28 protein-coding genes, 1 pseudogene and 1 riboswitch are annotated in these 23,744 nt (G+C 67.2%); of the genes and pseudogenes, 22 read left to right on the top strand and 7 right to left on the bottom strand.

Features of this window, described 5'->3' with window-relative positions; genetic code table 11:
• Positions 1 to 10 precede the first annotated feature (10 nt).
• Positions 11 to 234: riboswitch (cobalamin riboswitch) on the top strand.
• A 36-nt stretch (positions 235 to 270) separates the two neighbouring features.
• From HCZ97_RS14930 to HCZ97_RS14970, 9 genes are all read left to right on the top strand, one after another.
• Entirely contained in the window at positions 271 to 945 is a 675-nt protein-coding gene (locus HCZ97_RS14930; protein WP_167689544.1) for an energy-coupling factor ABC transporter permease, read from the top strand.
• Positions 946 to 1,134: 189 nt separating this feature from the next.
• Entirely contained in the window at positions 1,135 to 2,214 is a 1,080-nt protein-coding gene (gene cobW / locus HCZ97_RS14935; RefSeq protein ID WP_167689546.1) for a cobalamin biosynthesis protein CobW, read from the top strand.
• A gap of 45 nt (positions 2,215 to 2,259) precedes the next feature.
• Positions 2,260 to 2,748, top strand: coding sequence for a GNAT family N-acetyltransferase (locus HCZ97_RS14940; RefSeq protein ID WP_254871551.1), 489 nt, complete (start codon positions 2,260 to 2,262; stop codon positions 2,746 to 2,748).
• Positions 2,749 to 2,928: 180 nt separating this feature from the next.
• The gene (gene cobN, locus HCZ97_RS14945) at positions 2,929 to 6,684 is read left to right on the top strand and encodes a cobaltochelatase subunit CobN (RefSeq protein ID WP_167689548.1); all 3,756 of its coding nucleotides are present in this window, start codon (positions 2,929 to 2,931) and stop codon (positions 6,682 to 6,684) included.
• An 88-nt stretch (positions 6,685 to 6,772) separates the two neighbouring features.
• Positions 6,773 to 7,276, top strand: a complete 504-nt coding sequence (locus tag HCZ97_RS14950) for an N-acetyltransferase (RefSeq protein WP_167689550.1) — start codon at positions 6,773 to 6,775, stop codon at positions 7,274 to 7,276.
• A gap of 214 nt (positions 7,277 to 7,490) precedes the next feature.
• A complete protein-coding gene (locus HCZ97_RS14955) occupies positions 7,491 to 7,853 on the top strand; it encodes a CidA/LrgA family protein (RefSeq protein WP_167689552.1) in 363 nt (120 codons plus the stop codon).
• Positions 7,850 to 8,560 (top strand): LrgB family protein, encoded by a 711-nt coding sequence (locus HCZ97_RS14960; RefSeq protein ID WP_167689554.1) that lies wholly within the window; start codon positions 7,850 to 7,852, stop codon positions 8,558 to 8,560. Before HCZ97_RS14955 ends, HCZ97_RS14960 begins: the two co-directional genes overlap by 4 nt.
• A 10-nt stretch (positions 8,561 to 8,570) precedes the next feature.
• Positions 8,571 to 9,191 carry a cob(I)yrinic acid a,c-diamide adenosyltransferase gene (gene cobO, locus HCZ97_RS14965; RefSeq protein ID WP_167689556.1) on the top strand — a complete coding sequence of 207 codons (621 nt, stop codon included), beginning with the start codon at positions 8,571 to 8,573 and terminating at the stop codon, positions 9,189 to 9,191.
• A gap of 59 nt (positions 9,192 to 9,250) precedes the next feature.
• Positions 9,251 to 10,021, top strand: a complete 771-nt coding sequence (locus tag HCZ97_RS14970) for a FadR/GntR family transcriptional regulator (RefSeq protein ID WP_167689557.1) — start codon at positions 9,251 to 9,253, stop codon at positions 10,019 to 10,021.
• Between the two features lie 208 nt (positions 10,022 to 10,229).
• Here the strand turns inward: HCZ97_RS14970 and HCZ97_RS14975 are convergent, their stop codons facing one another.
• The 5 genes from HCZ97_RS14975 to HCZ97_RS14995 all read right to left on the bottom strand — a co-directional run bounded on the left by HCZ97_RS14975 (position 10,230) and on the right by HCZ97_RS14995 (position 12,889).
• Positions 10,230 to 10,805 carry a F0F1 ATP synthase subunit B gene (locus tag HCZ97_RS14975; protein ID WP_167689558.1) on the bottom strand — a complete coding sequence of 192 codons (576 nt, stop codon included), beginning with the start codon at positions 10,803 to 10,805 and terminating at the stop codon, positions 10,230 to 10,232.
• Between the two features lie 5 nt (positions 10,806 to 10,810).
• Positions 10,811 to 11,365, bottom strand: a complete 555-nt coding sequence (locus tag HCZ97_RS14980) for a F0F1 ATP synthase subunit B' (RefSeq protein WP_167689559.1) — start codon at positions 11,363 to 11,365, stop codon at positions 10,811 to 10,813.
• Positions 11,366 to 11,457: 92 nt separating this feature from the next.
• Positions 11,458 to 11,694 carry a F0F1 ATP synthase subunit C gene (locus tag HCZ97_RS14985; RefSeq protein ID WP_010142019.1) on the bottom strand — a complete coding sequence of 79 codons (237 nt, stop codon included), beginning with the start codon at positions 11,692 to 11,694 and terminating at the stop codon, positions 11,458 to 11,460.
• A 78-nt stretch (positions 11,695 to 11,772) separates the two neighbouring features.
• Entirely contained in the window at positions 11,773 to 12,531 is a 759-nt protein-coding gene (locus tag HCZ97_RS14990; protein ID WP_167689561.1) for a F0F1 ATP synthase subunit A, read from the bottom strand.
• Positions 12,521 to 12,889 (bottom strand): AtpZ/AtpI family protein, encoded by a 369-nt coding sequence (locus HCZ97_RS14995; protein WP_167689563.1) that lies wholly within the window; start codon positions 12,887 to 12,889, stop codon positions 12,521 to 12,523. Before HCZ97_RS14995 ends, HCZ97_RS14990 begins: the two co-directional genes overlap by 11 nt.
• 306 nt (positions 12,890 to 13,195) lie before the next feature.
• Between HCZ97_RS14995 and HCZ97_RS15000 the strand changes: the two genes are divergently transcribed.
• Positions 13,196 to 13,606, top strand: coding sequence for a helix-turn-helix transcriptional regulator (locus HCZ97_RS15000; protein ID WP_167689565.1), 411 nt, complete (start codon positions 13,196 to 13,198; stop codon positions 13,604 to 13,606).
• Here HCZ97_RS15000 and HCZ97_RS15005 read toward each other — a convergent pair.
• A complete protein-coding gene (locus HCZ97_RS15005; protein WP_303048722.1) occupies positions 13,603 to 14,499 on the bottom strand; it encodes a DMT family transporter in 897 nt (298 codons plus the stop codon). The genes HCZ97_RS15000 and HCZ97_RS15005 overlap by 4 nt on opposite strands.
• Positions 14,496 to 15,383, bottom strand: a complete 888-nt coding sequence (locus tag HCZ97_RS15010) for a LysR family transcriptional regulator (protein WP_167689568.1) — start codon at positions 15,381 to 15,383, stop codon at positions 14,496 to 14,498. The genes HCZ97_RS15005 and HCZ97_RS15010 overlap by 4 nt, the downstream gene beginning before the upstream one ends.
• 181 nt (positions 15,384 to 15,564) lie before the next feature.
• Between HCZ97_RS15010 and HCZ97_RS15015 the strand changes: the two genes are divergently transcribed.
• The 12 genes and pseudogenes from HCZ97_RS15015 to trmD all read left to right on the top strand — a co-directional run.
• Entirely contained in the window at positions 15,565 to 15,936 is a 372-nt protein-coding gene (locus tag HCZ97_RS15015; RefSeq protein WP_167689570.1) for a hypothetical protein, read from the top strand.
• Positions 15,937 to 16,350: 414 nt separating this feature from the next.
• The gene (gene ffh, locus HCZ97_RS15020; RefSeq protein WP_167689572.1) at positions 16,351 to 17,850 is read left to right on the top strand and encodes a signal recognition particle protein; all 1,500 of its coding nucleotides are present in this window, start codon (positions 16,351 to 16,353) and stop codon (positions 17,848 to 17,850) included.
• A gap of 124 nt (positions 17,851 to 17,974) precedes the next feature.
• A complete protein-coding gene (locus HCZ97_RS15025; protein WP_167689574.1) occupies positions 17,975 to 18,529 on the top strand; it encodes a GNAT family N-acetyltransferase in 555 nt (184 codons plus the stop codon).
• Positions 18,526 to 19,077, top strand: a complete 552-nt coding sequence (locus tag HCZ97_RS15030; protein ID WP_167689576.1) for a GNAT family N-acetyltransferase — start codon at positions 18,526 to 18,528, stop codon at positions 19,075 to 19,077. Before HCZ97_RS15025 ends, HCZ97_RS15030 begins: the two co-directional genes overlap by 4 nt.
• A complete protein-coding gene (locus HCZ97_RS15035) occupies positions 19,074 to 19,634 on the top strand; it encodes a GNAT family N-acetyltransferase (protein WP_167689578.1) in 561 nt (186 codons plus the stop codon). Before HCZ97_RS15030 ends, HCZ97_RS15035 begins: the two co-directional genes overlap by 4 nt.
• On the top strand, positions 19,624 to 20,226 hold the full coding sequence (locus HCZ97_RS15040) for a GNAT family N-acetyltransferase (RefSeq protein WP_167689580.1): 603 nt from the start codon (positions 19,624 to 19,626) through the stop codon (positions 20,224 to 20,226). Before HCZ97_RS15035 ends, HCZ97_RS15040 begins: the two co-directional genes overlap by 11 nt.
• Positions 20,213 to 20,524 carry a chorismate mutase gene (locus tag HCZ97_RS15045; RefSeq protein ID WP_167689582.1) on the top strand — a complete coding sequence of 104 codons (312 nt, stop codon included), beginning with the start codon at positions 20,213 to 20,215 and terminating at the stop codon, positions 20,522 to 20,524. The genes HCZ97_RS15040 and HCZ97_RS15045 overlap by 14 nt, the downstream gene beginning before the upstream one ends.
• Positions 20,525 to 20,631: 107 nt before the next feature.
• The gene (gene rpsP, locus HCZ97_RS15050; RefSeq protein WP_167689584.1) at positions 20,632 to 20,997 is read left to right on the top strand and encodes a 30S ribosomal protein S16; all 366 of its coding nucleotides are present in this window, start codon (positions 20,632 to 20,634) and stop codon (positions 20,995 to 20,997) included.
• Between the two features lie 63 nt (positions 20,998 to 21,060).
• Complete coding sequence (locus tag HCZ97_RS20760; RefSeq protein WP_303048723.1) at positions 21,061 to 21,195, top strand: hypothetical protein; 135 nt, start codon at positions 21,061 to 21,063, stop codon at positions 21,193 to 21,195.
• Positions 21,196 to 21,296: 101 nt separating this feature from the next.
• The gene (rimM, locus tag HCZ97_RS15055; RefSeq protein ID WP_167689586.1) at positions 21,297 to 21,839 is read left to right on the top strand and encodes a ribosome maturation factor RimM; all 543 of its coding nucleotides are present in this window, start codon (positions 21,297 to 21,299) and stop codon (positions 21,837 to 21,839) included.
• 1 nt (position 21,840) lies between these two features.
• Entirely contained in the window at positions 21,841 to 22,653 is an 813-nt protein-coding gene (locus HCZ97_RS15060; protein WP_167689588.1) for a hypothetical protein, read from the top strand.
• A pseudogene (trmD, locus tag HCZ97_RS15065) lies at positions 22,650 to 23,411 on the top strand (tRNA (guanosine(37)-N1)-methyltransferase TrmD); the annotation flags it as partial. The gene HCZ97_RS15060 and the pseudogene trmD, both read left to right, overlap by 4 nt.
• Between the last annotated feature and the right edge of the window lie 333 nt (positions 23,412 to 23,744).

Below are 23,744 nucleotides of genomic sequence, written 5' to 3' on the forward strand. Positions count from 1 at the left end.
GTCCGGATGGGCACGACTATCGCTGTACGGTTCCCCCGTTGGGGCGCAAAGCGCCAAGGGGGTGAAACGGGAATGCGGAGCGGGTGACCCAAGTAGGGGCCCGTCAGCCGCAGCCGCCCCCGCGACTGTGACGCGGCAAGCCGGTCCATCCACGCCACTGGAGAGCGCTCCGGGAAGGCAGGACCAGCGCCAGAGCCGTCAGCCAGGAGACCGGCCGTGCATGACATGAACCTACACGAACCGTCGGGTGTGACGGTCAAGGAGAACGCAATGCATATCGAACCCGGTCTGATCAGCGGTGCCAAGATGGTGCTGTCCTATGCCACCGCCGCGGGCGCGGCCCTCTACACGGTCCGCCTGGCCGCGGACAGCCTGACGGAAAAGGGTCTCGGCTCCTTTGCCGCCCGGATCGCCATGGGCACCGCCGCCGTCTTCAGCTTCTTCCAGGTCCTGCCGCATTACCCGGTCGGCATCTCCGAGGTGCACTTCATCCTGGGCTCCACGCTCTTCCTGCTGCTGGGCGCGGCCCCGGCCGCCCTGGCGCTGGCGCTTGGCCTGCTGCTTCAGGGCCTCTTCTTCGCCCCCTTCGACCTGCCGCAATACGGCGCCAACGTGACCACCCTGCTGGTGCCGCTCTTCGCGATGAAGGCCATCGCGGACCGGATCATCCCGCGCGACATGGCCTACGTGGACATCAGGTACCGCGACGCGCTGGCGCTTTCGACCGCCTACCAGGGCGGCGTGGTGGCCTGGGTGGCCTTCTGGGCCTTCTACGGCCAGGGCTTCACCGCGACCACGGCGACCTCGGTCTTCACCTTCGGCGGCGCCTACATGCTGGTCGTCCTGATCGAGCCCCTGGTGGACCTGGCCGTGCTGGCGGCCGCGAAATCCGCCCGTGGCCTGTCGAAAACCGGCCTGATCACCCCGCGTCTCTTCAACGCCTGACGGAACGCCCGATCGCACGGGGGCCTGACCAAGGGCCCCCGGACGTCTGCCCGCCCGCCTTACAAGACAGGCGAACCTGCGCCGGGGGCCCAGCCCCCGGCCTCTGCCATGGCAAAACCCGCGCCCGCATCGAACGGCGCAGCACCGCCATCACAAGACCCAAATCCCAAGACCCTTCCGGAGGCTCCCATGCCCGCCAAGATCCCTGCCACGATCATCACCGGCTTCCTCGGTGCCGGCAAGACCACCCTGGTCCGCCACATGCTCTCCAACGCCGGCGGCCGCCGCATCGCGCTGATCATCAACGAATTCGGCGACCTCGGCGTCGATGGCGACATCCTCAAGGGCTGCGGCGATGAAACCTGCCGCGAAGAGGACATCATGGAACTGTCCAACGGCTGCATCTGCTGCACCGTGGCAGAGGATTTCATCCCCACCATGGAAGCCCTGCTCGCCCGCCCGGACAAGCCCGACCACATCGTGATCGAAACCTCCGGCTTGGCCCTGCCCCAGCCGCTGGTGCGCGCCTTCAACTGGCCCGGCATCTCGACCCGCGTCACCGTGGATGGCGTCGTGACCGTGGTGGACGGCAAGGCCGTCACCGAGGGGCGCTTTGCCCATGACGAAACCGCCGTCGCCGCCGCCCGCGACGCCGATGACAGCATCGACCACGAAACCCCGCTCTCCGAGCTTTTCGAAGACCAGCTTGCCTGCGCCGACATGATCGTGGTGAACAAGTCCGACCTGCTCTCGCAGGCAGAGCTGACAGGCACCATGGACAGCCTGCGCAAAGGCGCGCGCCCCTCGGTCCAGATCGTCTCTTCCGCCATGGGCGTTCTGCCCGCGGATGTGCTCCTAGGCATGGACATGGGCGCAGAGACCGACATGGCCGCACGTCACGAGGTGCATCATCATCACCACCACGACGATGAGGACGATCACCCCGAGGGCGATGACGATCACAGCCATGAACACGAACACGGGCATGACGAATTCGAAAGCTTCACCGTCACGCGCTCCGAAATCGCCGACCCGGCGGCCTTTGCCGAACAGGTCTCCGCGATCATCCGCGAACATGACATCCTGCGGCTCAAGGGCTTCGCGGCGGTCACCGGCAAGCCGATGCGCCTGACCATCCAGGCCGTCGGCCCCCGGATCGACAGCTATTTCGACCAGCCCTTCGGCAGCGCCCCGCGCGAAACCCGCCTCGTGGTCATCGGCCAGTCCGGCCTTGACCGCGCCGCCATCGAAAAGGCGCTGGCGGCCTGATCCCGCCATCGCCCTCGCCAAGACCACCCCGGACCTGACGCCACCATGACCCAGACCACGCCCCTCACCATCACCATGGCCAGCCCGACCCAGCCAGAGGCCGTGCGCCTGCTGGATGCCTCCCAGGCCCTGATGAAGCGCCTCTACAAGCCAGAGGAAAACAACTTCCTCAGCCACGAGGCCCTGGCGCGGCCCGATATCCGTTTCTTCCTCGCCAAAAGCGGGGAGGAAACGCTGGGCTGCGGCGCCTTGCAGGTCAAGCAGGGCTACGGAGAGGTCAAGAGCTTCTACACCGACGAAGCCGCCCGCGGTCGCGGCGTCGGCTCCGCCCTGCTGGCCCGGATCGAAGCCCAGGCGCTATCTGAGGGGCTGACAATGCTGCGCCTTGAAACCGGCGATGCCCTGGCCGCCGCCTGCCGCCTCTACCAGGCAAAGGGCTTCACCCGCTGCGGCGTCTTCGGCGATTACGCGGACAACGGCGTCTCCGTCTTCATGGAAAAACCCCTGACAGGTGACGCCGCCCAGGCAGGCTGAACAGGCGGGCTGACCGCCCGCCCTGCACCCGCCCCCGCCCTTCGCACGCCCCCGCCCTTCACCTGGCCCAAAATACTTCCGCCGGAGGCATCCCGCCCCCTCAGCCGCCGCCGCGCCCCGATCCGGCGCACGACGCTCCCCCGGACCCGCTCCGGCACCAGCCCCGGAAAGGCCCCGCCCATGCATCTCCTCGCCGCCACCCCCGGCCGGATCGAAGACGGAAACGAGGCCGTGGACCTCGGCCAGACCCCGGCCGACCTGCTGGTCCTCTCCGCCGCCGATACGGAACTCGCCGCGCTCTCCACCGCCCGCGCCGCCCTGCCCGATGCCCCCTCGCTGCGGCTGGCCCGGATCACCGACCTGTCACACCCGATGTCGGTGGACCTGCACCTGGACACCTGCGCCACGGGCAGCCGGCTGGTCGTGGCCCGCGTCCTGGGCGGCACCGGCTACTGGCGCTACGGGGTCGAACAATATGCCGCCCGCCTCCATGCCGCCGGGGTCCCCTTCGCGGCCCTGCCCGGCGACGACAAGCCCGATCCGGAGCTGCGCGCCCTCTCCACCGTGACCGATGCGGATTACGATGCGCTCTGGGCCTACCTGGTGGAAGGCGGGCCGCAGAACAGCACCCGCTTCCTGCAATATTGCCGCGCGCTTCTCGAGGATACGGAGACACCCGGCCCGGCAGCCCCTCTGCTGCGCGCCGGCCTCTACTGGCCCGGCGAAACCGCACCGGATCTTGCCGCGCTCGCCCGCCACTGGACCCCACAGGCCCCCGTGGTGCCGCTGGTCTTCTACCGCGCGCTGCTCCAGGGCGCGGGCCTTGCGCCCATCGACGCCCTCATCGCCGCGCTGCGCGACCAGGGCCTCAACCCGCTGCCGGTCTTCGTCGCCTCGCTCAAGGATCCGGTCTCGGCGGCCACGCTGGACGGGCTCTTTGAAGAATGCCCGCCCCAGCTGATCCTGAACTGCACCGCCTTCGCCACCGGCACCCCGGGCGGTGACGGGCAGGACAACCCCTTTACCCGGCCCTCGGCCTGCAATGCTCCCTGCTTCCAGGTGGTCCTCGCCTCCACCGCGCAAGAGGCCTGGACCGAAAGCACCGCCGGCCTCTCGGCCCGCGACATCGCCATGCACGTGGCCCTGCCAGAGGTCGACGGCCGCATCCTGACCCGCGCCGTGGGCTTCAAGGGATCGGACCACTACGACCAGGCCACCCAGTGCAACATCGCCCGCTACGCGCCCCGCGCCGACCGGGTGGACTTCACCGCCCGCCTCGCGGCCAACTGGTGCCGCCTGCGCAACACCCCCCCGGAGAGGCGCCGCGTCGCCCTGATCCTGGCCAATTACCCCAACAAGGACGGCCGCCTCGCCAATGGCGTCGGCCTCGATACCCCCGCCGCCACGGTCCATGCCCTGAACCTGCTGGCCCAGGCGGGATACGGCATCACGGACGCGCCGGACACGGCCGATGACCTGATGGCCCGCATCCTCGCCGGCCCCACCAACTGGCTCACCGACCGCACCCGCACGGAAGGCGGAGAGGTCCTGCCGCTCGACACCTACCTGACCCATTTCAACCGCCTCCCCGAATCAACCCGGGAAGAGGTCACGGCCCGCTGGGGCGCTCCGCAAGACGATCCCTTCTTCTTGCCCGGAAAACTCCCGCCGGAGGCAGCCGCCGCAGGCGGCTTCACCCTCTCCATCCTGCGCTTCGGCAATGCGGTTGTCGGCATCCAGCCCGCCCGGGGCTACAACATCGACCCCGAAGAAACCTACCACGCGCCGGACCTCGTCCCCCCGCATGGCTACCTGGCCTTCTACATCTGGCTGCGCGAACACTTCGGCGCCGATGCGCTGGTCCACATGGGCAAGCACGGCAACCTCGAATGGCTGCCCGGCAAGGCCCTGGCCCTGTCGGACGCCTGCTACCCCGAGGCCGTCATGGGCCCGCTGCCCCATGTCTACCCCTTCATCGTCAACGACCCCGGCGAAGGCTCCCAGGCCAAGCGCCGCACCTCTGCCGTCATCGTCGACCACCTGACCCCGCCCCTGACCCGCGCGGAAAGCTACGGGCCGATGCGCGACCTCGAGGCGCTGGTCGATGAATACTACGAGGCCGCCGGCGTCGATCCCCGCCGGATCACCCACCTGCGGACAGAGATCCTTGCCCTGACCTCGGCCACCGGGATCGGGGCGGATGCGGGCTTTACCGGGGATAGCGACGGCGACCTCGCGAAACTCGACGCCTTCCTCTGCGAGCTGAAAGAGGCACAGATCCGCGACGGCCTGCACATCTTCGGCCAGACACCGCAGGACCGGCTGTTCCGCGACCTGCTGCAGGCGCTGGTGCGCATCCCGCGCGGCGACGGCAAGGGCGGCGATGCCTCCCTGCCCCGCGCACTGGCCGCTGACTTGGACCTCGGCTTCGATCCGCTGGACTGCGACATGGCCGGGGCCTGGGAGGGGCCGCGGCCAGAGATGCTGGCCGGGCTCACCGAAGACAGCTGGCGCACCAACGGAGATACCGTGGAGCGGCTGGAGCTTCTCGCGGGGGACCTTCTCACGGACCTCCTGCGAACCGATGACAGCCCCCGGCCTCAGCGGCCTGACGCCCCCGGCCCGCAATCCGCAGCCGTCCTCACGCAGATTGAAACCCGGATCGCCCCCACCCTCGCGGCCTGCGGCCCGGCCGAAGGATCGGGCCTCCTCACCGCCCTTTCAGGGCACTTCCTCGCCCCGGCGCCCTCCGGCGCGCCCACACGGGGCCGGCTGGACACCCTTCCCACCGGGCGCAACTTCTACTCGGTCGACAGCCGCGCGGTGCCCACACCCACCGCCTGGGCGCTTGGCTGGAAATCGGCCAACCTGCTGATCGAACGCCACCTGCAGGACCACGGCGACTGGCCCCGCACGATGCTGCTGACCGCCTGGGGCACCGCCAACATGCGCACCGGGGGCGATGACATCGCCCAGGCCATGGCGCTGATGGGCGCGAAACCGCAATGGGACAGCGCCAACCGCCGCGTCACCGGGTTCGAGATCCTGCCGCTGTCGATCCTCGACCGCCCGCGCGTCGACGTGACCCTGAGGATCTCCGGCTTCTTCCGCGATGCCTTCCCCCAGCTCATCGCGCTCTTCGACAGCGCCGCCCGCGAGGTCCAGGCGCTGGAGGAACCGGCGGACATGAACCCCGCCGCCGCCCGCGCCCGCGCCGGAGAGGCCCAATCGCGCATCTACGGCGCCAAGCCCGGTGCCTATGGCGCAGGCCTGCAGGCGCTGATCGACGAACGCATCTGGAACGACCGCGCCGACCTGGCCGCGGCCTACCTCGAATGGGGCAGCTACAGCTACGGCGCAAGGGACGAGGGCACCCGCGACACCGAAGGGCTGAAGGCGCGGCTGACCCAGACCGAGGCCATCGTGCAGAACCAGGACAACCGCGAACACGACATCCTGGACAGCGACGATTACTACCAGTTCGAAGGCGGCGCGGCCGCTGCCGTCGCCACCCTGAAAGGCGCGGACGTGCCGCTTTACCACAACGATCACTCGCGCCCCGAACGCCCGGTGATCCGCACCCTGGACGAGGAAATCTCCCGCGTGATGCGCTCCCGCGTGGTGAACCCCAAGTGGATCGACGGGGTGAAGCGCCACGGCTACAAGGGCGCCTTCGAGATCGCGGCAACGGTCGATTACCTCTTTGCCTTCGCCGCCACGACCAGCGCGGTGAAGCCGCATCACTTCGACCTCTGCCACGAGGCCTTCCTGGAAGACGACGACACCCGGGAGTTCATCGCAGCCCATAACGCCCCGGCCCTGGCGGAAATCGCCCAACGCCTGCAAGAGGCCATCGACCGCGGCCTCTGGCAGCCGAAGTCAAACTCCGCCCGCGCCCGCCTCGAAGCCCTGGCCGCCGGCCCGGCGAAACCCTGACCAGCGCCCGGAGGCCCCCATGCACAACCGCGAAAGCCCCCCAACCGGCGCGCGCCGGAAAACCCCGCGCCAGCGGGCGGCCCCGCAAATGACCCCGATCCGCCTCGGCCCTGACAGCCCGCAGCTGCCCGCCACCCTCTCCCTGCTGCGCGACAGCTTCGCTTTCATGGCTGCGCGCATCGACCCGCCCTCCTCGCTGACCCGCATGGACCTGGCCGCGCTGGCACGGGAGGCGGCGGAAAAGGAACTCTGGATCCTCCCCGCGCCAGACGCGCCCGACACCGAAGCCCCCCACGCCGACGCCCCTCTGGCCTGCGTGATACTCACCACCCAGCCAGATGCGCTCTACATCGGCAAGCTCGCAGTCGCGCAAACCGCGCGCGGACAGGGCCTGTCCCGCCAGCTCCTCACCCTGGCAGACACCCGCGCCCGGGCCCACGCCCTGCCGAAACTGCGCGTGCAAACCCGCGTCGAACTGACGGAGAACCAGGCGACCTTCACCGCCCTCGGCTTCGTGGAAACCGCCCGCACCTGCCATGCCGGCTACCCCCGCCCCACCTCGATCACCTATGAACGCCCGCTGAACACCTGACCAAAAGGACCACACCCCCTTTCTTCTTGCCCGAAAACTCTGGGGGGAACGGCCGCCAGACCCCGCGGAGGGGGCTGACGGCCGTGGGGGGCAAAGCCCCCCGGCGCCCAGATCACCCCGGGGGCGGCCCCCCTTGCCCCTCACGCATGGCCGCCCTGACTTCCCCAAACACGCGCGGCGCGGTAGCCCTTGAAGCACACAGACGGAGAGCGCCATGATACGTCCCTTCTTCCTGATCCTCTGCTTCCAGCTTGCCGGTGAGGTCATCGCCCGCGGCTCCGGCCTGCCCCTGCCCGGCCCGGTGCTCGGCATGGCGCTTCTGGCTGCCAGCTTCCTCGCCTGGCCCGCGCTCTTCGCGCGCCTCCGGGACACCGCCAACGGCCTGCTCGCGCATCTGCCGCTGCTCTTCGTCCCGGCGGGCGTGGGCTACATCCAGTACCTCGACCTACTGCGCACGGACGGCTGGCGCATCATGCTGGTGCTCGTCGCCTCCACCGCGCTGGCCATCGCGGCCTGCGCGCTGACCTTCCAATGGCTCCTGCGCCTGACCCGCACGGAAGAGGACACCTCCGCATGATCACCGATATCTGGAGCTATCTCACCGAAGGGTCCCTCGTCTGGCTGGCCATGACCGTGGGCGCCTATGTCGGGGCCGAACGGCTCTGGCAGCTGAGCGGGCGCAAGGCCTGGGGCAATCCGATCATGGTGGCGATCCTCACCGTCTCCGGAACCCTGCTGATCACCGGCACCAGCTACCAGACCTATTTCGAGGGCGCGCAATTCGTGCACTTCCTGCTCGGCCCGGCCACCGTCTGCCTGGCCGTGCCGCTTTACACCAACCTCGGCAACCTGCGCAAAACCGCCCTGCCCCTGCTCGTGGCGCTGGTGGTGGGGGCGCTGGTGGCCATGCTCTCGGCCCTGTTGCTGGCCAAGTGGCTCGGCCTGGAAGGAGAGCTGCTGATCTCCCTCGCGCCCAAGAGCGTCACCGCCCCGGTGGCCATCGGCATCTCCGAACGGATCGGCGGCCTGCCCACCCTGACCGCCGCCATGGTGCTGATCACCGGCGTGATCGGCGCGCTGATCGTGACCCCGCTGCTCAATGCCATCGGCGTGCGCGACTGGCGCGCCCGGGGCTTTTCCGCCGGGGTCGCGGCCCATGGCATCGGCACCGCCCGCGCCTTCCAGGTCCACCGCACCGCCGGCGCCTTCGCCGGCATCGGCATGGCGCTGAATGCCTTGCTTACCTCCGTCCTTGCCCCCTATGTTCTGGCCCTGATCCAGTGAAAGGCCCCCCATGACCTCCACAGCAAACGATGACCCCGCCCGCCACGCCAGCAAGATGGCCAAGAAGAAGGTCGCCCGTGACAAGATCATGGCCACCAAGACCGATGAGAAAGGCCTGATCGTCGTCCACACCGGCAAGGGCAAGGGCAAGTCCACCGCCGCCTTCGGCATGATCTTCCGCTGCATCGCCCACCAGATGCCCTGCGCCGTGGTGCAGTTCATCAAGGGCGGCATGTCCACCGGCGAACGCGACCTGATCGAAAGCCGCTTTTCGGATATCTGCCAGTTCCACACCATGGGCGAAGGCTTCACCTGGGAAACCCAGGACCGCGACCGCGACGTCGCCATGGCCCAGGCCGCCTGGGAAAAGGCCAAGGAGCTGATCCGCGACCCCGCCAACCGCATGGTCCTGCTGGATGAGATCAACATCGCCCTGCGCTACGATTACATCGACGTGGCCGATGTCATCACATTCCTGGAAGAGGAAAAGCCGGAGATGACGCATGTCGTCCTGACCGGGCGCAACGCCAAGGAAGAGCTGATCGAGATCGCGGACCTCGCCACGGAGATGGAGCTGCTCAAGCATCCCTTCCGCTCCGGCATCAAGGCCCAGATCGGCGTCGAATTCTGACGCCTTGCCCCGGCCTGCAAGCGGTCATAAAATCTGACCAATCCAGTGCCGGAGCCATGATGCCTTTCCAACCGATCCAGCCCGAAAAACGCGCCGACGCCGTGGTGCGCCAGATCGAGCGCCTGATCCTACGCGGCATCCTGCGGCCGGGGGAAACCCTGCCGCCGGAACGCGAGCTGGCCGAACGACTCGAGGTGTCGCGCCCCTCGCTGCGCGACGCGCTCTCCCAGCTCCAGGACCGCGGGCTGCTGGACGCCCGCGCAGGCTCCGGCGTCTATGTCTCCGACCAGCTGGGGATGCAGGTCGCCCCGGCCCTCGTCGCCCTGCTCCAGCGGCACGAGGAAGCCGTGCTGGATTACCTCTCCTTCCGGCGCGACCTGGAAGGGCAGGCCGCCGAACGCGCCGCGCGCAATGGCTCTGATACCGATCTCAGGCTGATCGCCACGGTGATGGACAAGATGCGCCGCGCCCATGAGGCCGCCGACCCCGCGCAAGAGGCGCGGCTGGACGCGGATTTCCACATGGCCGTGCTTGAGGCCAGCCATAACACCGTCCTGCTGCACATGATGCGCGCCATGTTCGGCCTGCTGCGCGAAGGGGTGTTCTGGAACCGGCAGGTGATCTTCGCCACCGCCACCACGCGCGATGCCCTGCTGGCCCAGCACGAAGCCATCGCCGCCGCCATCGCTGCGCGCGCGCCCGCCGCCGCCCGCAAGGCGGTCGAGGATCACCTGGATTACGTACGCGCCGCCCATGCGGCGAAACTGGATGCCGACCGGCGCGAAGAGGTCTCGCGCGCCCGGCTTCTGCGGGAAGAAGAGCGGGACTGACCTACGGCCCCCGGGCCCGCCGGCCTCTACTGGCGCCCACCGCGCCTCCGGGACGGAGGCGCCAGCATCGCTTGCGCCGCAGGCGCGCCGCTGGATCACGCCCCCTCGCCCGGGGGGACAGCGCCGGCAACAGCCCCTCAACACCCCCAAAAACGAAAAGACCCGGCCGGGGCCGGGTCTGTCCGAAATCGGTCGTGAAGGGTCAGGCTCAGTTCAGCCGCGCCTTCACCTCTTCGATGGAGCTGTCGATCATGCCGGCAGCCTTGGCGCCATCCATCTGCTTCTCGATCACGTCACGGGACGCGGCGATGGCAACGGCGATGGCCCGGTCACGGACTTCCCGCACGGCGGCCTGCTCGGCATTGGTGATCTGCTCTTCGGCAGCCTTCAGGCGGCGTTCGATGGTCTTCTGCAGATCCAGCTTGGCCTGTTCGGCCGCTTCGTCGGCTTCGCCCTTGGCATTGGCGACGATGCGGTCGGCCTGTTCCTGGACTTCCTTCTGCTTGCGCTCGTAAGAGGCCAGCAGACCCTGGGCGTCTTCACGCAGCTTGCGTGCCTCGTCCAGCTCGGAACGGATCGTGCTGGAGCGCTTGTCCAGAAGGCCGCCGATCAGGCCGGGGACCTTGAAGAAGACCAGGATGGCAAGGAACAGGATGAAGGCCAGCAGAACGATGAAGTTCGTGTTGGTCAGCGAAAAGAACGGGCCGGTTGCGGCCATCGCCGGGCTTGCGGCCAGCGTTGCCAGACCTGCGGTCAGAATGGTGGGCAGAGCAAACTTGCACATCGTCCTCATCCTTTCATCCGCTCGGAGACCGCTGCATCGACGTCCGCACCATCGGTGCTGAACCCCAGGGCAGAGACGATCTCGGCTGCGGTGTCCTTGGCCACGGTCTCGGCGGCTTCAAGCGCACCGGCGCGGATCTCGGCAATGGCTTTCTCGCCTTCGGCCACCTTCTCCGCGATCTCGGCATCAGCCTTGGCGATCGCGGCATCAAGATCCTTCTGGATCTCTGCGCGGGTGGATTCGACGATCTTGTGTGCTTCGGACCGGGCGTCGGCAAGGGCCTTGTCGTAGGCGGCTTCCGCCTCCTTGGCCTTTTGCTTCAGCTCTTCGGCCTGGGCAATGTCGTTGGCGATCGTTCCGGCCCGGTCGGCGAGCACGGCACCCAGGCGCGGCAGGGCCACGCGGGACAGGATGAGGTACATCACGACCAGCGTGACGATCAGCCAGAAAATCTGGTTGCCCCAGGTCGAGAAATCGAGCTGCGGCATACCGGCGGATTCCGCGGCGTGACCAGCAGCTTCGGCAGCGTGACCGGCGGCGTCTTCGGTGATTGTGGCCATCTTGCCTCTCCCGGGAACTGGATCTGGTAGTCAGTTTACCACGGGTGCGCCCGCAAGGGACGCACCCGGCGTAAGGATCTGTTCCGGCAGTCTTAGACGGCGAACATCAGCAGCAGAGCGACGAGGAACGAGAAGATCCCCAGGGCTTCTGCGAATGCCATGCCGATGAAGAGCGTGGCGGTCTGGGATGCAGCGGCGGAGGGGTTGCGAAGCGCGCCGGACAGGAAGTTGCCTGCCACGTTGCCCACACCCATTGCGGCGCCGCCCATACCGATAGCGGTCAGACCAACACCGATGTATTTGCCGAGTTCTGCGATATCGCCTTCCATCTCGTTTTCTCCTTACGTTGGAAATGGCTAGATTAGGATTGCAGGGTGCGTGCGGACACGCACCTCACAACGTTCGTTTCAGTGCGCCGGATGCAGGGCATCCTTCAGGTAGACGCAGGTCAGGATCGTGAACACGTAGGCCTGGATGAAGGCCACGAGCAGTTCCAGCCCGTACATGCCGGTGATCGCGATGACAGAGATCGGGCTCACAGCGGCGATGGCCGCGAAGCCTGCGAAAACCTTGATCACCGCGTGGCCGGCCATCATGTTGCCGGCAAGCCGGATGGAATGGCTGACGGGGCGCACGAAGTAGGAAATGATCTCGATCAGGGCCAACAGCGGGCGCAGCACGAGCGGCGCGGAAGAGACCCAGAAGAGACCCAGGAAATGGGTGCCGTGCAGGACGAAGCCGGTCACGGTGACGGTCAGGAAGACCGCCAGTGCCAGGACGATCGTCACGGAGAAGTGCGAGGTCGGCGTGAAGGCCATGGGCAGCAGGCCCAGCAGGTTGGCCAGCACGATGAACATGAACAGCGTGAAGACATAGGGGAAGAAGCGGATCGCATCCTTGCCCGCAACGTCCTCGACCATCTTGTAGACGAAGCCATAGGCCATCTCGGCAATGGACTGCACGCGGGACGGCACCCGGTTGCGCCCGGAGGTGCCCAGCACCATCAGCAGCAGCACGACGACCACGGCGATCGCCATCCAGAGCGTCGCGTTGGTGATCGTGTACCAATGCACTTCGCCATCGCCGAACAGCGGCTTGACGATGAACTGGTCCATCGGGTGGAAGACCAGGCTGCTCTCTTCGGCACCATGCGCTTCAGTCGCCATCTTTGTCCCTCGTCTCGTTCCCGGCCTTGTCTGCGCCGGGCGGTTCCGCAGTCATGTCCCGTGCCGTGCCCAGCATCACCTTGATGCCCGCGGCAAAGCCCAGAAGGGTGAACAGGATCATCATGACGGGCGCGATGCCCAAGACCCAGTCCAGCCCGTATCCTATCGCAAAGCCGATCAGCAGACCGGCTACAAGCTCGGTGACCATCCGCCAGCCCGCTTCGGCTGACCCCAGGCCCCCGCCCTGCGAAGACGTGTCCTTCGGCACCCCCTTGGCCTTCGCGATCCGGGCTTCCAGATCGGCCATTTGGGCGCTGTGATCGTCCGGTGTATCGCCGGGTCGATCGGGCTCTGCCATGTTGGACGTCGCCTCCGCTTGGTTACTGGTTTGCTAAGGCGCCCCCCGCCCCGAGTCAAGCAACCGTGAACGCGCGGGATCGCGGCGCCAAGTCCTTGTAATTCAACACCTAATTCGCCACCTTATTCCTGTAAAATCATCCGGATTGCCGCCAAGAGCCGGGAAACCGACCCTCAAACCATCCTCAACCTTTCGGTTGAACATGGAATTCCCAGCCCCACCAAGCCCCTGCAAAGCCGCGAAAGCTCAACTGTCCGGTTGAGCGTTCCAGTTGACGCCGCCCCCGCGCCGGACCTAATTGGGGCCATGGCTCCAACCCTCGATCACGTCTTCGCAGCGCTCAGCGACCCGACCCGCCGGGCGATCCTTGCCATGCTGCTGGAAGACGACATGGCGGTGACCGATGTCGCCGATCCCTTCGAGATGTCGCTGGCCGCGATCTCCAAGCACCTGACGATCCTGGCCACCGCCGGGCTGATCAGCCAGGAAAAGCGCGGGCGGGTCAAATGGTGCAAGCTTGAGCCGGCCGCCCTGCGCGAGGCCTCGGTCTGGATGCAGGGCTTCGGCCAGTTCGAGGCGGTGAACCTGGACGATTTCGAGCGCTTCCTGGCCGCCGAACTGGGCGAAGCGCAGGACGGCCAGCCCGATGACATCAATGACGGTGCCGCCGATGATGCCAGCGACCCCGAAACCCAGGACGACCGCAGCAGGGCCTAGTCCTTCAGCAGGACGAGCAGCGCGATGATGGTCAGGGCGACCCCGCCCAGGATGATCGCCGGCGGCAGACCCCGGCCCAGCGCGACCTCGTACAGGATCACCCAGCTTGGCACGAGGTAGGTATAGGCCATGACCTTGGCCGACTTCAGCCGCAGGCTGGCGAATTGCAGCAGCACGCCGGTGATGGCAGAGGCCACGATCGCCGTGTAGACCAGCGTGAACCAGACGATCCCCGGCAGGGCCAGCCAGTCCGTCGCGCGGATCTGGGGCCAGAACCAGGCGCACAGCAGCACGGCCCCGGCGCTCAGCGTGCCGAAGGTGAAGACCAGCGGCGCCTCGCCCCGGTTCAGCCGGGGCACCAGCGGCGCGTAGATGGCATGGGCCAGGCAGCCGAAGAAGTAGATCCGCTCGCCCCGCCCCAGCTCGAACCGGGCCAGCGCGCCCAGATCCCCCTGGAAGATCACCCAGACCGCCCCGGCCGCGCCCACCGCAAGGGCCAGCGCCATGCGCCGGGTGGTGACCTGGCGCATGATCAGCCAGCCGAAGCCGGCGGACATCAGCGGCACCAGGGTGAAGACCGCGGATTGCGACACCGGCGCGGCGGTGCGCAGCCCCTCGAACATGGTGACGAAGTATATGGTGAAGATGCCGCCCAGCAGCAGGTAGCGCCAGGGCGCGCGGAACTGCGCGCGGTTCAGCCCCGACATCGCCGCCAGCACGCCCAGCGCCGCGGCGGCCACGACGAAGCGCAGCGCGGTAAAGGCACCGGCATCCACGTAGGGCATCGCCAGGGCCCCCAGGATGAAACTGCCCGCGACCAGCCCGGAAAAAAGCAGCATGGCCAGATGGCCCCGGGCCTCTTCCCGCGGGCCGGCGGCAGCGGCTGCCCTCAACGGTGGGCATCCCGCATATGGGCGGTGTGATCCTTGAGGAAGTTCAGGAAGGCCTGCACCTTTGTCGTGCGGTGCAGGTCCATGTGGGTGACCAGCCACAGGCGGCTGTCCCATTCATCCAGCGGCGGATGGACCTCCACCATGTCGCTGTTGTTCTCCAGCTCATAGGTGCCCAGGAACCCCATCCCCACGCCGGACAGCACCGCCTGCCGGTTGGCGCGCGGATCGCCGGAGCGGAAGACGACCTGGTGGGCCGGGATGTTCTCGCGCATCCACTGGGCGAAGGGGGCGCGGCTGGTGGGATCGTCCATCCCAACGAAGCGGTGCCCGGCCATCTTGCCGGGGATCTCCGGCATGCCGTTGCGGGCGATGTAATCCTTGCTGCCGTAGATCGCGCTGCGCAGCCGCAGGAAGGGCTGCACCACGTTGTCGGGCTGCTGCGGCGGACTGCCGGCGCGGATGGCCACGTGTGCCTCGCCGTATTCCAGCCGGAACAGCCGGGCCGAGGTCAGATAGCGCAGCTCCACGTCCGGGTAGGCCTCCTGGAACTCGGCAAGGATCGGCACCAGAAGCTGGCTCAGCCCGCCGATGGTGGTAACGACAAGCTCTCCGGACACCTCGTTGCCGCGGCCCTTGATGCGGGCGGACAGCTGGCTGAACTGGTCATCGGTGGCCTGGGCCACCCGCAACAGGTCCTGCCCGGCTTCGGTGGCGGTATAGCCGCGCGTGTGCCGCTGGAACAGCTTCACCCCCAGCCGGCGCTCAAGCGCGTCGATATGGCGGATCACCGTGGCATGGTGAACCCCCAGCACATCCGCCGCCCCGGAGACCGTCCCCAGACGGGCCACCTGGTAGGCGGTGCGGATCTCATCCCAATTGTCCATGGCTGGCCTGTGCGCAAGAAAACTTCAACCACGGAACAATGCGGCTTTCGTGCGCAGATGCAAGTAAGAAGCCGCATTTCGCCGTCAGGTTGCGTCACAGGAACAATCCTCGTGCCGGCGCGTTGATCTCATAGATATGCAGACACAGAAAATCCCGCTCCCTCAGAGGACCCGCAAAACCATGGCCTACAACCTTCCCAGCTTCACGCCCGCCGGCATCCTAGGCCTTGGCCTTGCCGCGACCGGCGCGCTTGTCGCTACCGTGCTGCTGCGCGATCGCATGAACCGCGCGCCCAAGCGGCTGCCGCTCCGCCGCGCGCGCAGCTTCTCCGAACCCTCCTCCGATCCGCTGCAGGACCCGATGCACGGCGCCCGCCCCGGGGTGGTGATGTCCAGCGCCCATTCCGGCGACGATCCCGATCCGGTGACGGAAGAGAACTCCGATACCTCCGACAGCGGCGAGAAGAAGGACAAGTCGAAGTCCCGTGACGACAAGGCCACGCCGCCCGACAAGGCAGAGCCGATCGTGGAACACAACCACGACAAGAACTGACACGACTGTATGAGCGGGCCTGTCCCCCGCTCAAATGGGGCGCCAATCGCCCCTGCCCGAGCGTTTCGAAAGGCCTAATCCGGCGGTCGGAGCGCACCGACGTGATACCGACGTCATACCGACACGATACAGACGTTGTACCGACGCGCCTTTCGGGGCACGTTCGGCACCCGTCGCCCGGGGCGGCCCCATGCCCCCTTTCGGTTGACTCACCCCCTCTTCAAGCGTAGATGCAAGCCTGAATTTCCGGAATCCGTGACGATTCCGGTCCCATCGCCTTTGCGGGGATCGCCACCAGTCAGCGCGTTGCGCCCACTGGTGTATTTGGTCTTTGTCCGGCAATGGTTGCGGCTTTAACCTCCCCCACCCAAATTGGGGGTATCATTTGGCAAAAGGTCTTAGGAGGGCCGGGGCATGTTTGAAAATCTATCCGAACGCCTCTCCGGCGTCTTCGATCGTCTCACCAAGGCAGGCGCGCTGTCCGAAGACGACGTGCGCACCGCCCTGCGCGAAGTGCGCGTCGCCCTGCTTGAGGCGGACGTCTCTCTGCCGGTGGCCCGCAACTTCATCAAGTCGGTTGAGAAAAAGGCGACCGGTCAATCGGTTACCAAGTCCGTGACCCCCGGCCAGCAGGTCGTGAAGATCGTCCATGACGAGCTGATCGCGACCCTGGCGGGCGAAGGCGACCCCGGCAAGCTGAAGGTGGACAGCCCGCCCGCGCCGATCCTGATGGTGGGTCTGCAGGGCTCGGGCAAGACGACGACGACCGCGAAACTGGCCAAGCGCCTGAAGGAGCGGGACGGCAAGAAGGTCCTGATGGCCTCGCTTGACGTCAACCGCCCGGCCGCCATGGAACAGCTGCAGATCCTCGGCGCGCAGATCGGCGTGGACACCCTGCCCATCGTCAAGGGCGAGTCCCCCGTTGCCATCGCCAAGCGCGCCAAGACCCAGGCGGGCCTGGGGGGCTATGATGTCTACATGCTGGACACCGCCGGCCGCCTGCACATCGACGAAGAGCTGATCCAGCAGGCCGCCGATGTCCGTGACGTGGTCACTCCGCGCGAAACCCTGCTGGTGGTCGATGGCCTGACCGGCCAGGATGCCGTCAACGTCGCAACGGAGTTCGACGACAAGATCGGCGTCTCCGGCGTGGTGCTGACCCGGATGGACGGCGACGGCCGTGGTGGTGCGGCGCTCTCGATGCGCGCGGTCACCGGCAAGCCGATCAAGTTCGTCGGCCTTGGCGAAAAGATGGACGCGCTCGAAACCTTCGAGCCAGAGCGGATCGCGGGCCGGATCCTTGGCATGGGCGATATCGTCGCCCTGGTCGAGAAGGCGCAGCAGACGCTGGAGGCCGAACAGGCCGAGCGCATGATGAAGCGCTTCCAGAAGGGTCAGTTCAACATGAACGACCTGAAGTCCCAGCTTGAGCAGATGCAGAAGATGGGCGGCATGGAAGGCATCATGGGCATGATGCCCGGCATGGGCAAGATGGCCAAGCAGGTGCAGGAAGCCGGTTTCGACGACAAGGTCGTCAACCGCCAGATCGCCCTGATCCAGTCCATGACCAAGAAGGAACGCGCCAACCCGCAGATCCTGCAGGCCTCGCGCAAGAAACGCATCGCCGCCGGTTCCGGCCAGGAGGTCAGCGACCTCAACAAGCTTCTGAAGATGCACCGCCAGATGGCGGATATGATGAAGAAGATGGGCAAGATGGGCAAAGGCGGCATGATGAAACAGGCCATGAAGGGCATGTTGGGCAAGGGCGGCATGCCCGGCGGCATGGATCCTTCGCAGATGGACCCCAAGGCGCTGGAAGAGGCCGCGAAGGCCATGGGCGGCAAGGGTGGCCTGCCCGGTCTTGGCGGCGGCGGCCTGCCCTCCGGCCTGTCGGGGTTCGGCAAGAAGAAATGAAGCTGAACGGGATCATAACCCCTCGGGCCCGCCCCCGGGCCGCCGCGATGACCGCCGCGATGCAAATCGCGCGCGGCCCCATGGCGGCTGGCCTCATGACGGCACGGCCTTCGGAGGTGCTGCAATGATCCCCACGGCCCCCGCCTTCCCGACCATCGAGACAGAGCGCCTGCGCCTGATCTCTCCTGCCGCGCCGGAATTCGACGCGGTGGCGGCCTATCTCATGCCCGGTGCCCGCCCCTTCGTGGACCAGCACCCCGATGAGGAAGCCGCCTGGTGGTCCATCGCCACGATCATCGGTCACTGGCACCTGCGTGGCTTCGGCCATTTCGCCGTGATCGAGAAGAGCACCGGCATGAACTGTGGCCTTGTCGGCCCCTGGTTCCCCCGTGGCTGGCCTGAGCCGGAGCTGTCCTGGCAACTGCTGGACGGCGCAGAAGGGCGCGGCATTGCGACCGAATCCGCCCGCTGCGTGCTGGACTGGCTGTTCCAGGAAAAGGGCTGGGCCTCCTGCATCTCCCTGGTGGATCCCGCCAATGACCGCTCCGTGGCCATGGTCGAACGCCTGGGCGCGCGCGCCGAAGGCATGTTCTTCCACCACATGACGGGCGATCTGCGGATCTGGCGCCACTTCCCCAAGACGGCCGCCGGCCGCAAGCTGCTGGAGGGGTTGGCATGAGCGATCTGCACGCCATCCCGCGGCTTACCACCGAACGGCTGACCCTGCGCGCGCCTGCGTCCGGGGACATGGAGGCCCTCTGTGCCTTCTACGCCTCTAACCGCTCGCGCTTCGTGGGCGGCCCGCTGACCCGCGAACAGACCTGGCGCCAGCTGGCCACGGAAATCGGCCACTGGACCCTGCGCGGCTATGGCCGCTGGATGGTGGACGTCACCGAAACCGGCGCGACCGTCGGCATGGTCGGCCTGTGGAACCCCGAGGGCTGGCCCGAACCGGAAATCGGCTGGGATCTCATGAACGGCCATGAGGGCAAGGGCTATGCCACCGAAGCCGGCGAGGCCGCGCGCGCCTATGCCTATGACATCCTGGGCTGGTCCACCGCGATCAGCCTGGTGAAGCCGGAAAACCTGGGCTCTGCCCGCGTGGCCCTGCGCCTCGGCGCCTGGCTTGACGGCGAATATGCCCACCCGCGCTTCGGCAAGCTCGATATTTACCGCCACCCCGCGCCCGACACGCTGGTGAACGGCGGCGCAGAGGCCTACGCATGACCGCTCTTGGCCCCCGCACCAACGACCTGCCGATCCCCGTGATCGAGACCGAGCGGCTGATCCTGCGCGGTCCCGAGCCGCAGGATTTCGAACCGCTCTGCGCCTTCAACAGCGATGCGGACCGGATGCGCTATCTCGGCGGGCCGGTGACGGATGCCGATACCGTCTGGCGCGGCTTCCTGACCGGCATCGGCCACTGGATGTGGCGCGGCTACGGCATGTGGACCCTGCAAGAGAAGGCCAGCGGCCAGACCGTCGGGCGCGTCGGCGTGATCAACCACCTGATGTGGGATGAACCGGAAATCGGCTGGCACATCTTCGCGGACCACGAGGGGCGCGGCTACGTCACCGAAGCCGCCCTTGTCGCGCGCCGCTACGCCGCCGAAAGCTGGGGGCTGGACCGCCTGATTTCCTACATCGATCCGGCCAACACGCGCTCTCGCGCCGTGGCCGAACGCCTGGGCGCCACGGTCGAACGCGAACGGCCCGAATTCTTCGGCAGCACCGTGCTGGTCTACCGCCACCCCTCGGTGGCAGGAGGCTCCGATGGCCGTTGATATCCCCGTCATCGAAACCACCCGCCTTGTCCTGCGCGGACCGGAGCCCGAGGATTACCCGAACTTCCGGGCGACCTTCTCCTCCTACCGGTCGCGCTTCATGGGCGGGCCGCTGACGGCCTATGAAACCTGGATGCTCTACGCCGCGGAAATGGGCCATTGGCAGATCCGCGGCTACGGCATGTGGATGATCCACGACAAGCAGACCGACAAGCCCCTGGGCATGGCCGGCGGCTGGAAACCCGCCCAGTGGCCAGAGGCAGAGCTGGCCTGGATCATCTGGCCCGAAACCGCCGGCAAGGGCTATGCCCTTGAAGCCACCCATGCGGCGCGCGGTTATTTCTACGACACCCTGGGATGGGAAGGGGCGGTGTCCTACGTGGATCCCAAGAACCTCGATTCCATCCGCCTCGCCGAACGGCTCGGCGCGGTGAAGGACAGCGCGGCACAAAGCGTGGATGGCAACGACGTCTGCTATCGCCACCCCTCGCCGGCCGTGCTGCGCGACAGCCAGATCGCGGACGGGATCGAGATGGAGATCCGCTCCTACCAGGATCCGCTCTTCCAGCCGAAAGGATATGCCCTTGACTGAGACCCTCGATCCCGTCGCCCGCGCGGCTGTTCTGCTGAAAGAGCACCGTCAAAGCATCGACCGGCTGGACGCGATCCTCGTCTATACGCTGGGCGAAAGATTCAAGCACACCCAGGCCGTGGGGAAGCTGAAGGCCGAAAACGACCTTCCGCCCTCCGACCCGGACCGCGAGGCGGCGCAGATCGCCCGCCTCGAAGACCTCGCGACCCAGGCCGACCTCGACCCGGACTTCGCGAAGAAATTCCTGAATTTCGTCATTCAGGAGGTGATCCGGCATCACCGGCAACACCAATCCTGAGGGGATCCGCAAGGCCCCCTCACCAAGAGACCGGCGGCCCTGCCCGCCGACACGACTGACCGGCGGCAAAGCCCGCCAGACCAACGCCATTCAAAGGAGATAACCCAATGGCCATGAAAATCCGTCTTGCCCGTGGTGGCTCGAAAAAACGCCCCTTCTACCGCGTCGTCGCTGCTGACAGCCGCATGCCGCGCGATGGCCGCTTCATCGAGAAGCTGGGCACCTACAACCCGCTGCTCCCCAAGGACAGCGAAGAGCGCATCAAGCTGGACCTCGACCGGATCAAGTACTGGATCGAGCAAGGCGCACAGCCGACCGACCGCGTTGCACGCTTCCTCGAAGCTGCCGGCGTGACCGAGAAGAAAGAGCGCTCCAACCCGAAAAAAGGCACCCCGGGCAAAGCTGCCCAGGAGCGTGCAGAAGCCAAGGCCGCCAAGGCTGCCGAAGCTTCCGAAGAAGCCGCTGCCGAGTGATCGCAGCCTCCCCCGGTGCCAGCCTGCTGCTGCCGGGGGAGACCCTTCTGACCGGAGATCCCCTTGCTGCTGCGCCCCTTCCGCCTGATCTTCATGCTAGGCGCCGCTTTCGTGGCCGGGATGCTCTATGAACACGAACGCCAGCAACAGGCCTGCGAAGCCGATGCCGGCCTTCTCGCGGACGCCCTTTGCCAGTAGGCTTCCCTCCAGCGACCACTGCCACGTTCATGCTGGCAGCAGTCCTTTTCTGACAGTGCATTTGCGCCGGCGGCCTTCCGGCTCCGGCCATTCTTATCGGGATGACCAAGGTGAGCGAAACTGAGACCCCCGACCCCGAAGACACCGGCCTGATCTGCGTTGGTGCCATCGCCGGCTCTTTCGGCGTGCGCGGAGAGGTGCGGCTGAAAAGCTTCTGCGCCGACCCCGAAGCGATCGGCGATTACTCTCCCCTGTCGGATGCCACGGGCAAACGGTTCTGGACCCTCACCCTGACCCGTCCGATCAAGAACGGTTTCTCCGCCCGCCTCAGCGACGTTGAAACCAAGGAAGAGGCCGACGCCCTGCGCGGTCAGCGGCTTTATGCGCCGCGCGATCGCCTGCCCGCCCTTCCCGATGACGAATTCTACCATGCCGACCTGATCGGCCTGACGGTGCTGGACACCGGCGGGACAGAACTGGGCCGCGTGAAGGCCGTGATGGACCACGGCGCCGGCGACCTGCTGGAAATCACCGGACCCGGTCTCAAGACCGCCGTTCTGCTGCCCTTCACCCGCGACGCCGTTCCAACCGTCGATCTTGAGGCAGGCCGGATCATCGCCGATCCGCCAGAGGGCCTGTTCTGACATGCCTCCCCGGCTTGTCCTGCATGCCGGTTTCCACAAGACCGGGACAACCTCTGTCCAGCAGGTGCTGGACCTTGACCGCCGCCAGATGCGCCGGGTGCTGCGCCCCCTCGTGAAACGCGACATGGCAGCGCTTTGCGCCGCGACGCGCGCTCACGGCGCCAACCCCGGCCCCGTCAGCCTGAGCCACGTGGTCTATGAAGCCGCCCGCCTTTTCGAGGGGCTGGATGCTCAGGACCCCCGCCCGGTGCTTTTGTCCAGCGAGGACCTCTCCGGCGCGATCCCGGGCCGCAAGGGGCGCTGCCTTTACCCCAGTGCGCCAGAGCTGCTGACAACGCTGGTCGATACGGCGGCCGCGGTCTGGAGCGCGCGCCCAGAGGTCGCGATCCACTTCACCACACGCGCGCCGCAGGGCTGGATCCTCAGCTGCCATGCCCAGCACCTGCGGGCCGATCGCTTCACCATGAAAGAGGCGGAGTATACCGCCTGGCAAGCCGATCACGCGGATCTGTCAGTGCCCGTCGCCGCCGTGGCCGCCGCCCTGCCCGATGCAGAGGTCACCGCGCTGGACCTCGACGCGGCGCAGGCCCTGCCCCATGGGCCGCTGACGCCGCTGCTGGATCATGCGCGGGTGCCGCCCCGCGTGCGCGCCCGCCTGCGCCCCATTCCCCATGCCAACCGGAAGCTGCCCGCCGACATCCGCGCCAGCCTCCTTGACCTCAACCGCTCCGATCTGACGGAGGCAGAGCTGAAGCGCCGGAAACGCGCGCTCCTTGCCTCCACGGTGCAAGACATTCCAAGCGAGGACCGATGATCCCGAAATCCCATGGTCGCAAGAGCATTACCGCCAGCCTCAAGCCGCGCAGCCTGATGGATGAGGCCCCCCGCCTGGCCGGGGTCTGGCAGGCGCAGATCATCACCCTGCTGCCCCAGGCCTTTCCCGGGATCCTGGGCGAAAGCCTGACCGGCAAGGCCCTGCAGGAAGGGCTGTGGCAGATGTCCACCACGGACCTGCGCCCCTATGGCGCGGGCAAGCACCGCAACGTGGATGACACCCCCGCCGGCGGTGGCGCGGGCATGGTCCTGCGCCCCGACGTGATGGGCAGCGCGATCGAGGACGTCTTGCGCAGCTCGCGCGGCAATGCACCGCTGATCTACCTCAGCCCGCGCGGGCGGCGCTTTGACCAGCAGATGGCCAAGACCCTGGCGCGCGCCGATGGCGTGAACCTGATCTGCGGCCGCTTCGAGGGGCTCGATGAACGGGTGCTGCAACACTACGGCGTGATGGAGGTCTCGCTTGGGGATTTCGTCATGACCGGCGGAGAGATCGCCGCGATGGCCATGCTGGACGCGGTGGTGCGCCTGCTGCCCGGCGTGCTGGGCAACGCCGCCTCCACCGAAGAGGAAAGCTTTTCCGACGGGCTGCTGGAACATCCCCAGTATACACGCCCGGCAGACTGGCAGGGCCGCGCGATCCCGGACGTGCTGATGTCCGGCCACCATGGAGAAATCGCCAAGTGGCGCCAGGCCATGAGCGAACAGATCACCCGCCAGCGCCGCCCGGACCTGTGGTCCGCCGCCCGCGCCGGGCTGCTGGACGATGCCGTCGCCGGGGTGCATGACGCCGAAACGCTCGCGCTCTTCCTGGAACGCCACGGGGTAGAGGGGGCCGGCCCCGCCCTGCTCGATCTGCTGCGCGGCAAGGGGGCAGAGATCGGGCTGCCCGCCAACCCCTGGCAGGCCGCGGCGCAGCTGTTCTGGCTGGCGCGCGGCTAGGTCCCGCGCCGGTCGCGTCGCTCCCGCGAAAAACAGGCCCGAAACCCTTGCAGGACAGGGCAATCGGGGCCGAAATCTCTTGTGGGGTATGCCGAATTGGCTTATAGCCCGCTCGTCCGGGGCCGGAAT

The organism is Pseudooceanicola sp. HF7 (assembly GCF_011806405.1).
Lineage (GTDB): Bacteria > Pseudomonadota > Alphaproteobacteria > Rhodobacterales > Rhodobacteraceae > Pseudooceanicola.

Bases quoted from the DNA above. Each gene is read 5' to 3' on its own strand.
- HCZ97_RS14930 (WP_167689544.1), top strand. From the start codon at position 271: ATGCATATCGAACCCGGTCTGATCAGCGGTGCCAAGATGGTGCTGTCC.
- cobW (WP_167689546.1), top strand. From the start codon at position 1,135: ATGCCCGCCAAGATCCCTGCCACGATCATCACCGGCTTCCTCGGTGCC.
- HCZ97_RS14940 (WP_254871551.1), top strand. From the start codon at position 2,260: ATGACCCAGACCACGCCCCTCACCATCACCATGGCCAGCCCGACCCAG.
- cobN (WP_167689548.1), top strand. From the start codon at position 2,929: ATGCATCTCCTCGCCGCCACCCCCGGCCGGATCGAAGACGGAAACGAG.
- HCZ97_RS14950 (WP_167689550.1), top strand. From the start codon at position 6,773: ATGACCCCGATCCGCCTCGGCCCTGACAGCCCGCAGCTGCCCGCCACC.
- HCZ97_RS14955 (WP_167689552.1), top strand. From the start codon at position 7,491: ATGATACGTCCCTTCTTCCTGATCCTCTGCTTCCAGCTTGCCGGTGAG.
- HCZ97_RS14960 (WP_167689554.1), top strand. From the start codon at position 7,850: ATGATCACCGATATCTGGAGCTATCTCACCGAAGGGTCCCTCGTCTGG.
- cobO (WP_167689556.1), top strand. From the start codon at position 8,571: ATGACCTCCACAGCAAACGATGACCCCGCCCGCCACGCCAGCAAGATG.
- HCZ97_RS14970 (WP_167689557.1), top strand. From the start codon at position 9,251: ATGCCTTTCCAACCGATCCAGCCCGAAAAACGCGCCGACGCCGTGGTG.
- HCZ97_RS14975 (WP_167689558.1), bottom strand. From the start codon at position 10,805: ATGTGCAAGTTTGCTCTGCCCACCATTCTGACCGCAGGTCTGGCAACG.
- HCZ97_RS14980 (WP_167689559.1), bottom strand. From the start codon at position 11,365: ATGGCCACAATCACCGAAGACGCCGCCGGTCACGCTGCCGAAGCTGCT.
- HCZ97_RS14985 (WP_010142019.1), bottom strand. From the start codon at position 11,694: ATGGAAGGCGATATCGCAGAACTCGGCAAATACATCGGTGTTGGTCTG.
- HCZ97_RS14990 (WP_167689561.1), bottom strand. From the start codon at position 12,531: ATGGCGACTGAAGCGCATGGTGCCGAAGAGAGCAGCCTGGTCTTCCAC.
- HCZ97_RS14995 (WP_167689563.1), bottom strand. From the start codon at position 12,889: ATGGCAGAGCCCGATCGACCCGGCGATACACCGGACGATCACAGCGCC.
- HCZ97_RS15000 (WP_167689565.1), top strand. From the start codon at position 13,196: ATGGCTCCAACCCTCGATCACGTCTTCGCAGCGCTCAGCGACCCGACC.
- HCZ97_RS15010 (WP_167689568.1), bottom strand. From the start codon at position 15,383: ATGGACAATTGGGATGAGATCCGCACCGCCTACCAGGTGGCCCGTCTG.
- HCZ97_RS15015 (WP_167689570.1), top strand. From the start codon at position 15,565: ATGGCCTACAACCTTCCCAGCTTCACGCCCGCCGGCATCCTAGGCCTT.
- ffh (WP_167689572.1), top strand. From the start codon at position 16,351: ATGTTTGAAAATCTATCCGAACGCCTCTCCGGCGTCTTCGATCGTCTC.
- HCZ97_RS15025 (WP_167689574.1), top strand. From the start codon at position 17,975: ATGATCCCCACGGCCCCCGCCTTCCCGACCATCGAGACAGAGCGCCTG.
- HCZ97_RS15030 (WP_167689576.1), top strand. From the start codon at position 18,526: ATGAGCGATCTGCACGCCATCCCGCGGCTTACCACCGAACGGCTGACC.
- HCZ97_RS15035 (WP_167689578.1), top strand. From the start codon at position 19,074: ATGACCGCTCTTGGCCCCCGCACCAACGACCTGCCGATCCCCGTGATC.
- HCZ97_RS15040 (WP_167689580.1), top strand. From the start codon at position 19,624: ATGGCCGTTGATATCCCCGTCATCGAAACCACCCGCCTTGTCCTGCGC.
- HCZ97_RS15045 (WP_167689582.1), top strand. From the start codon at position 20,213: ATGCCCTTGACTGAGACCCTCGATCCCGTCGCCCGCGCGGCTGTTCTG.
- rpsP (WP_167689584.1), top strand. From the start codon at position 20,632: ATGGCCATGAAAATCCGTCTTGCCCGTGGTGGCTCGAAAAAACGCCCC.
- rimM (WP_167689586.1), top strand. From the start codon at position 21,297: ATGACCAAGGTGAGCGAAACTGAGACCCCCGACCCCGAAGACACCGGC.
- HCZ97_RS15060 (WP_167689588.1), top strand. From the start codon at position 21,841: ATGCCTCCCCGGCTTGTCCTGCATGCCGGTTTCCACAAGACCGGGACA.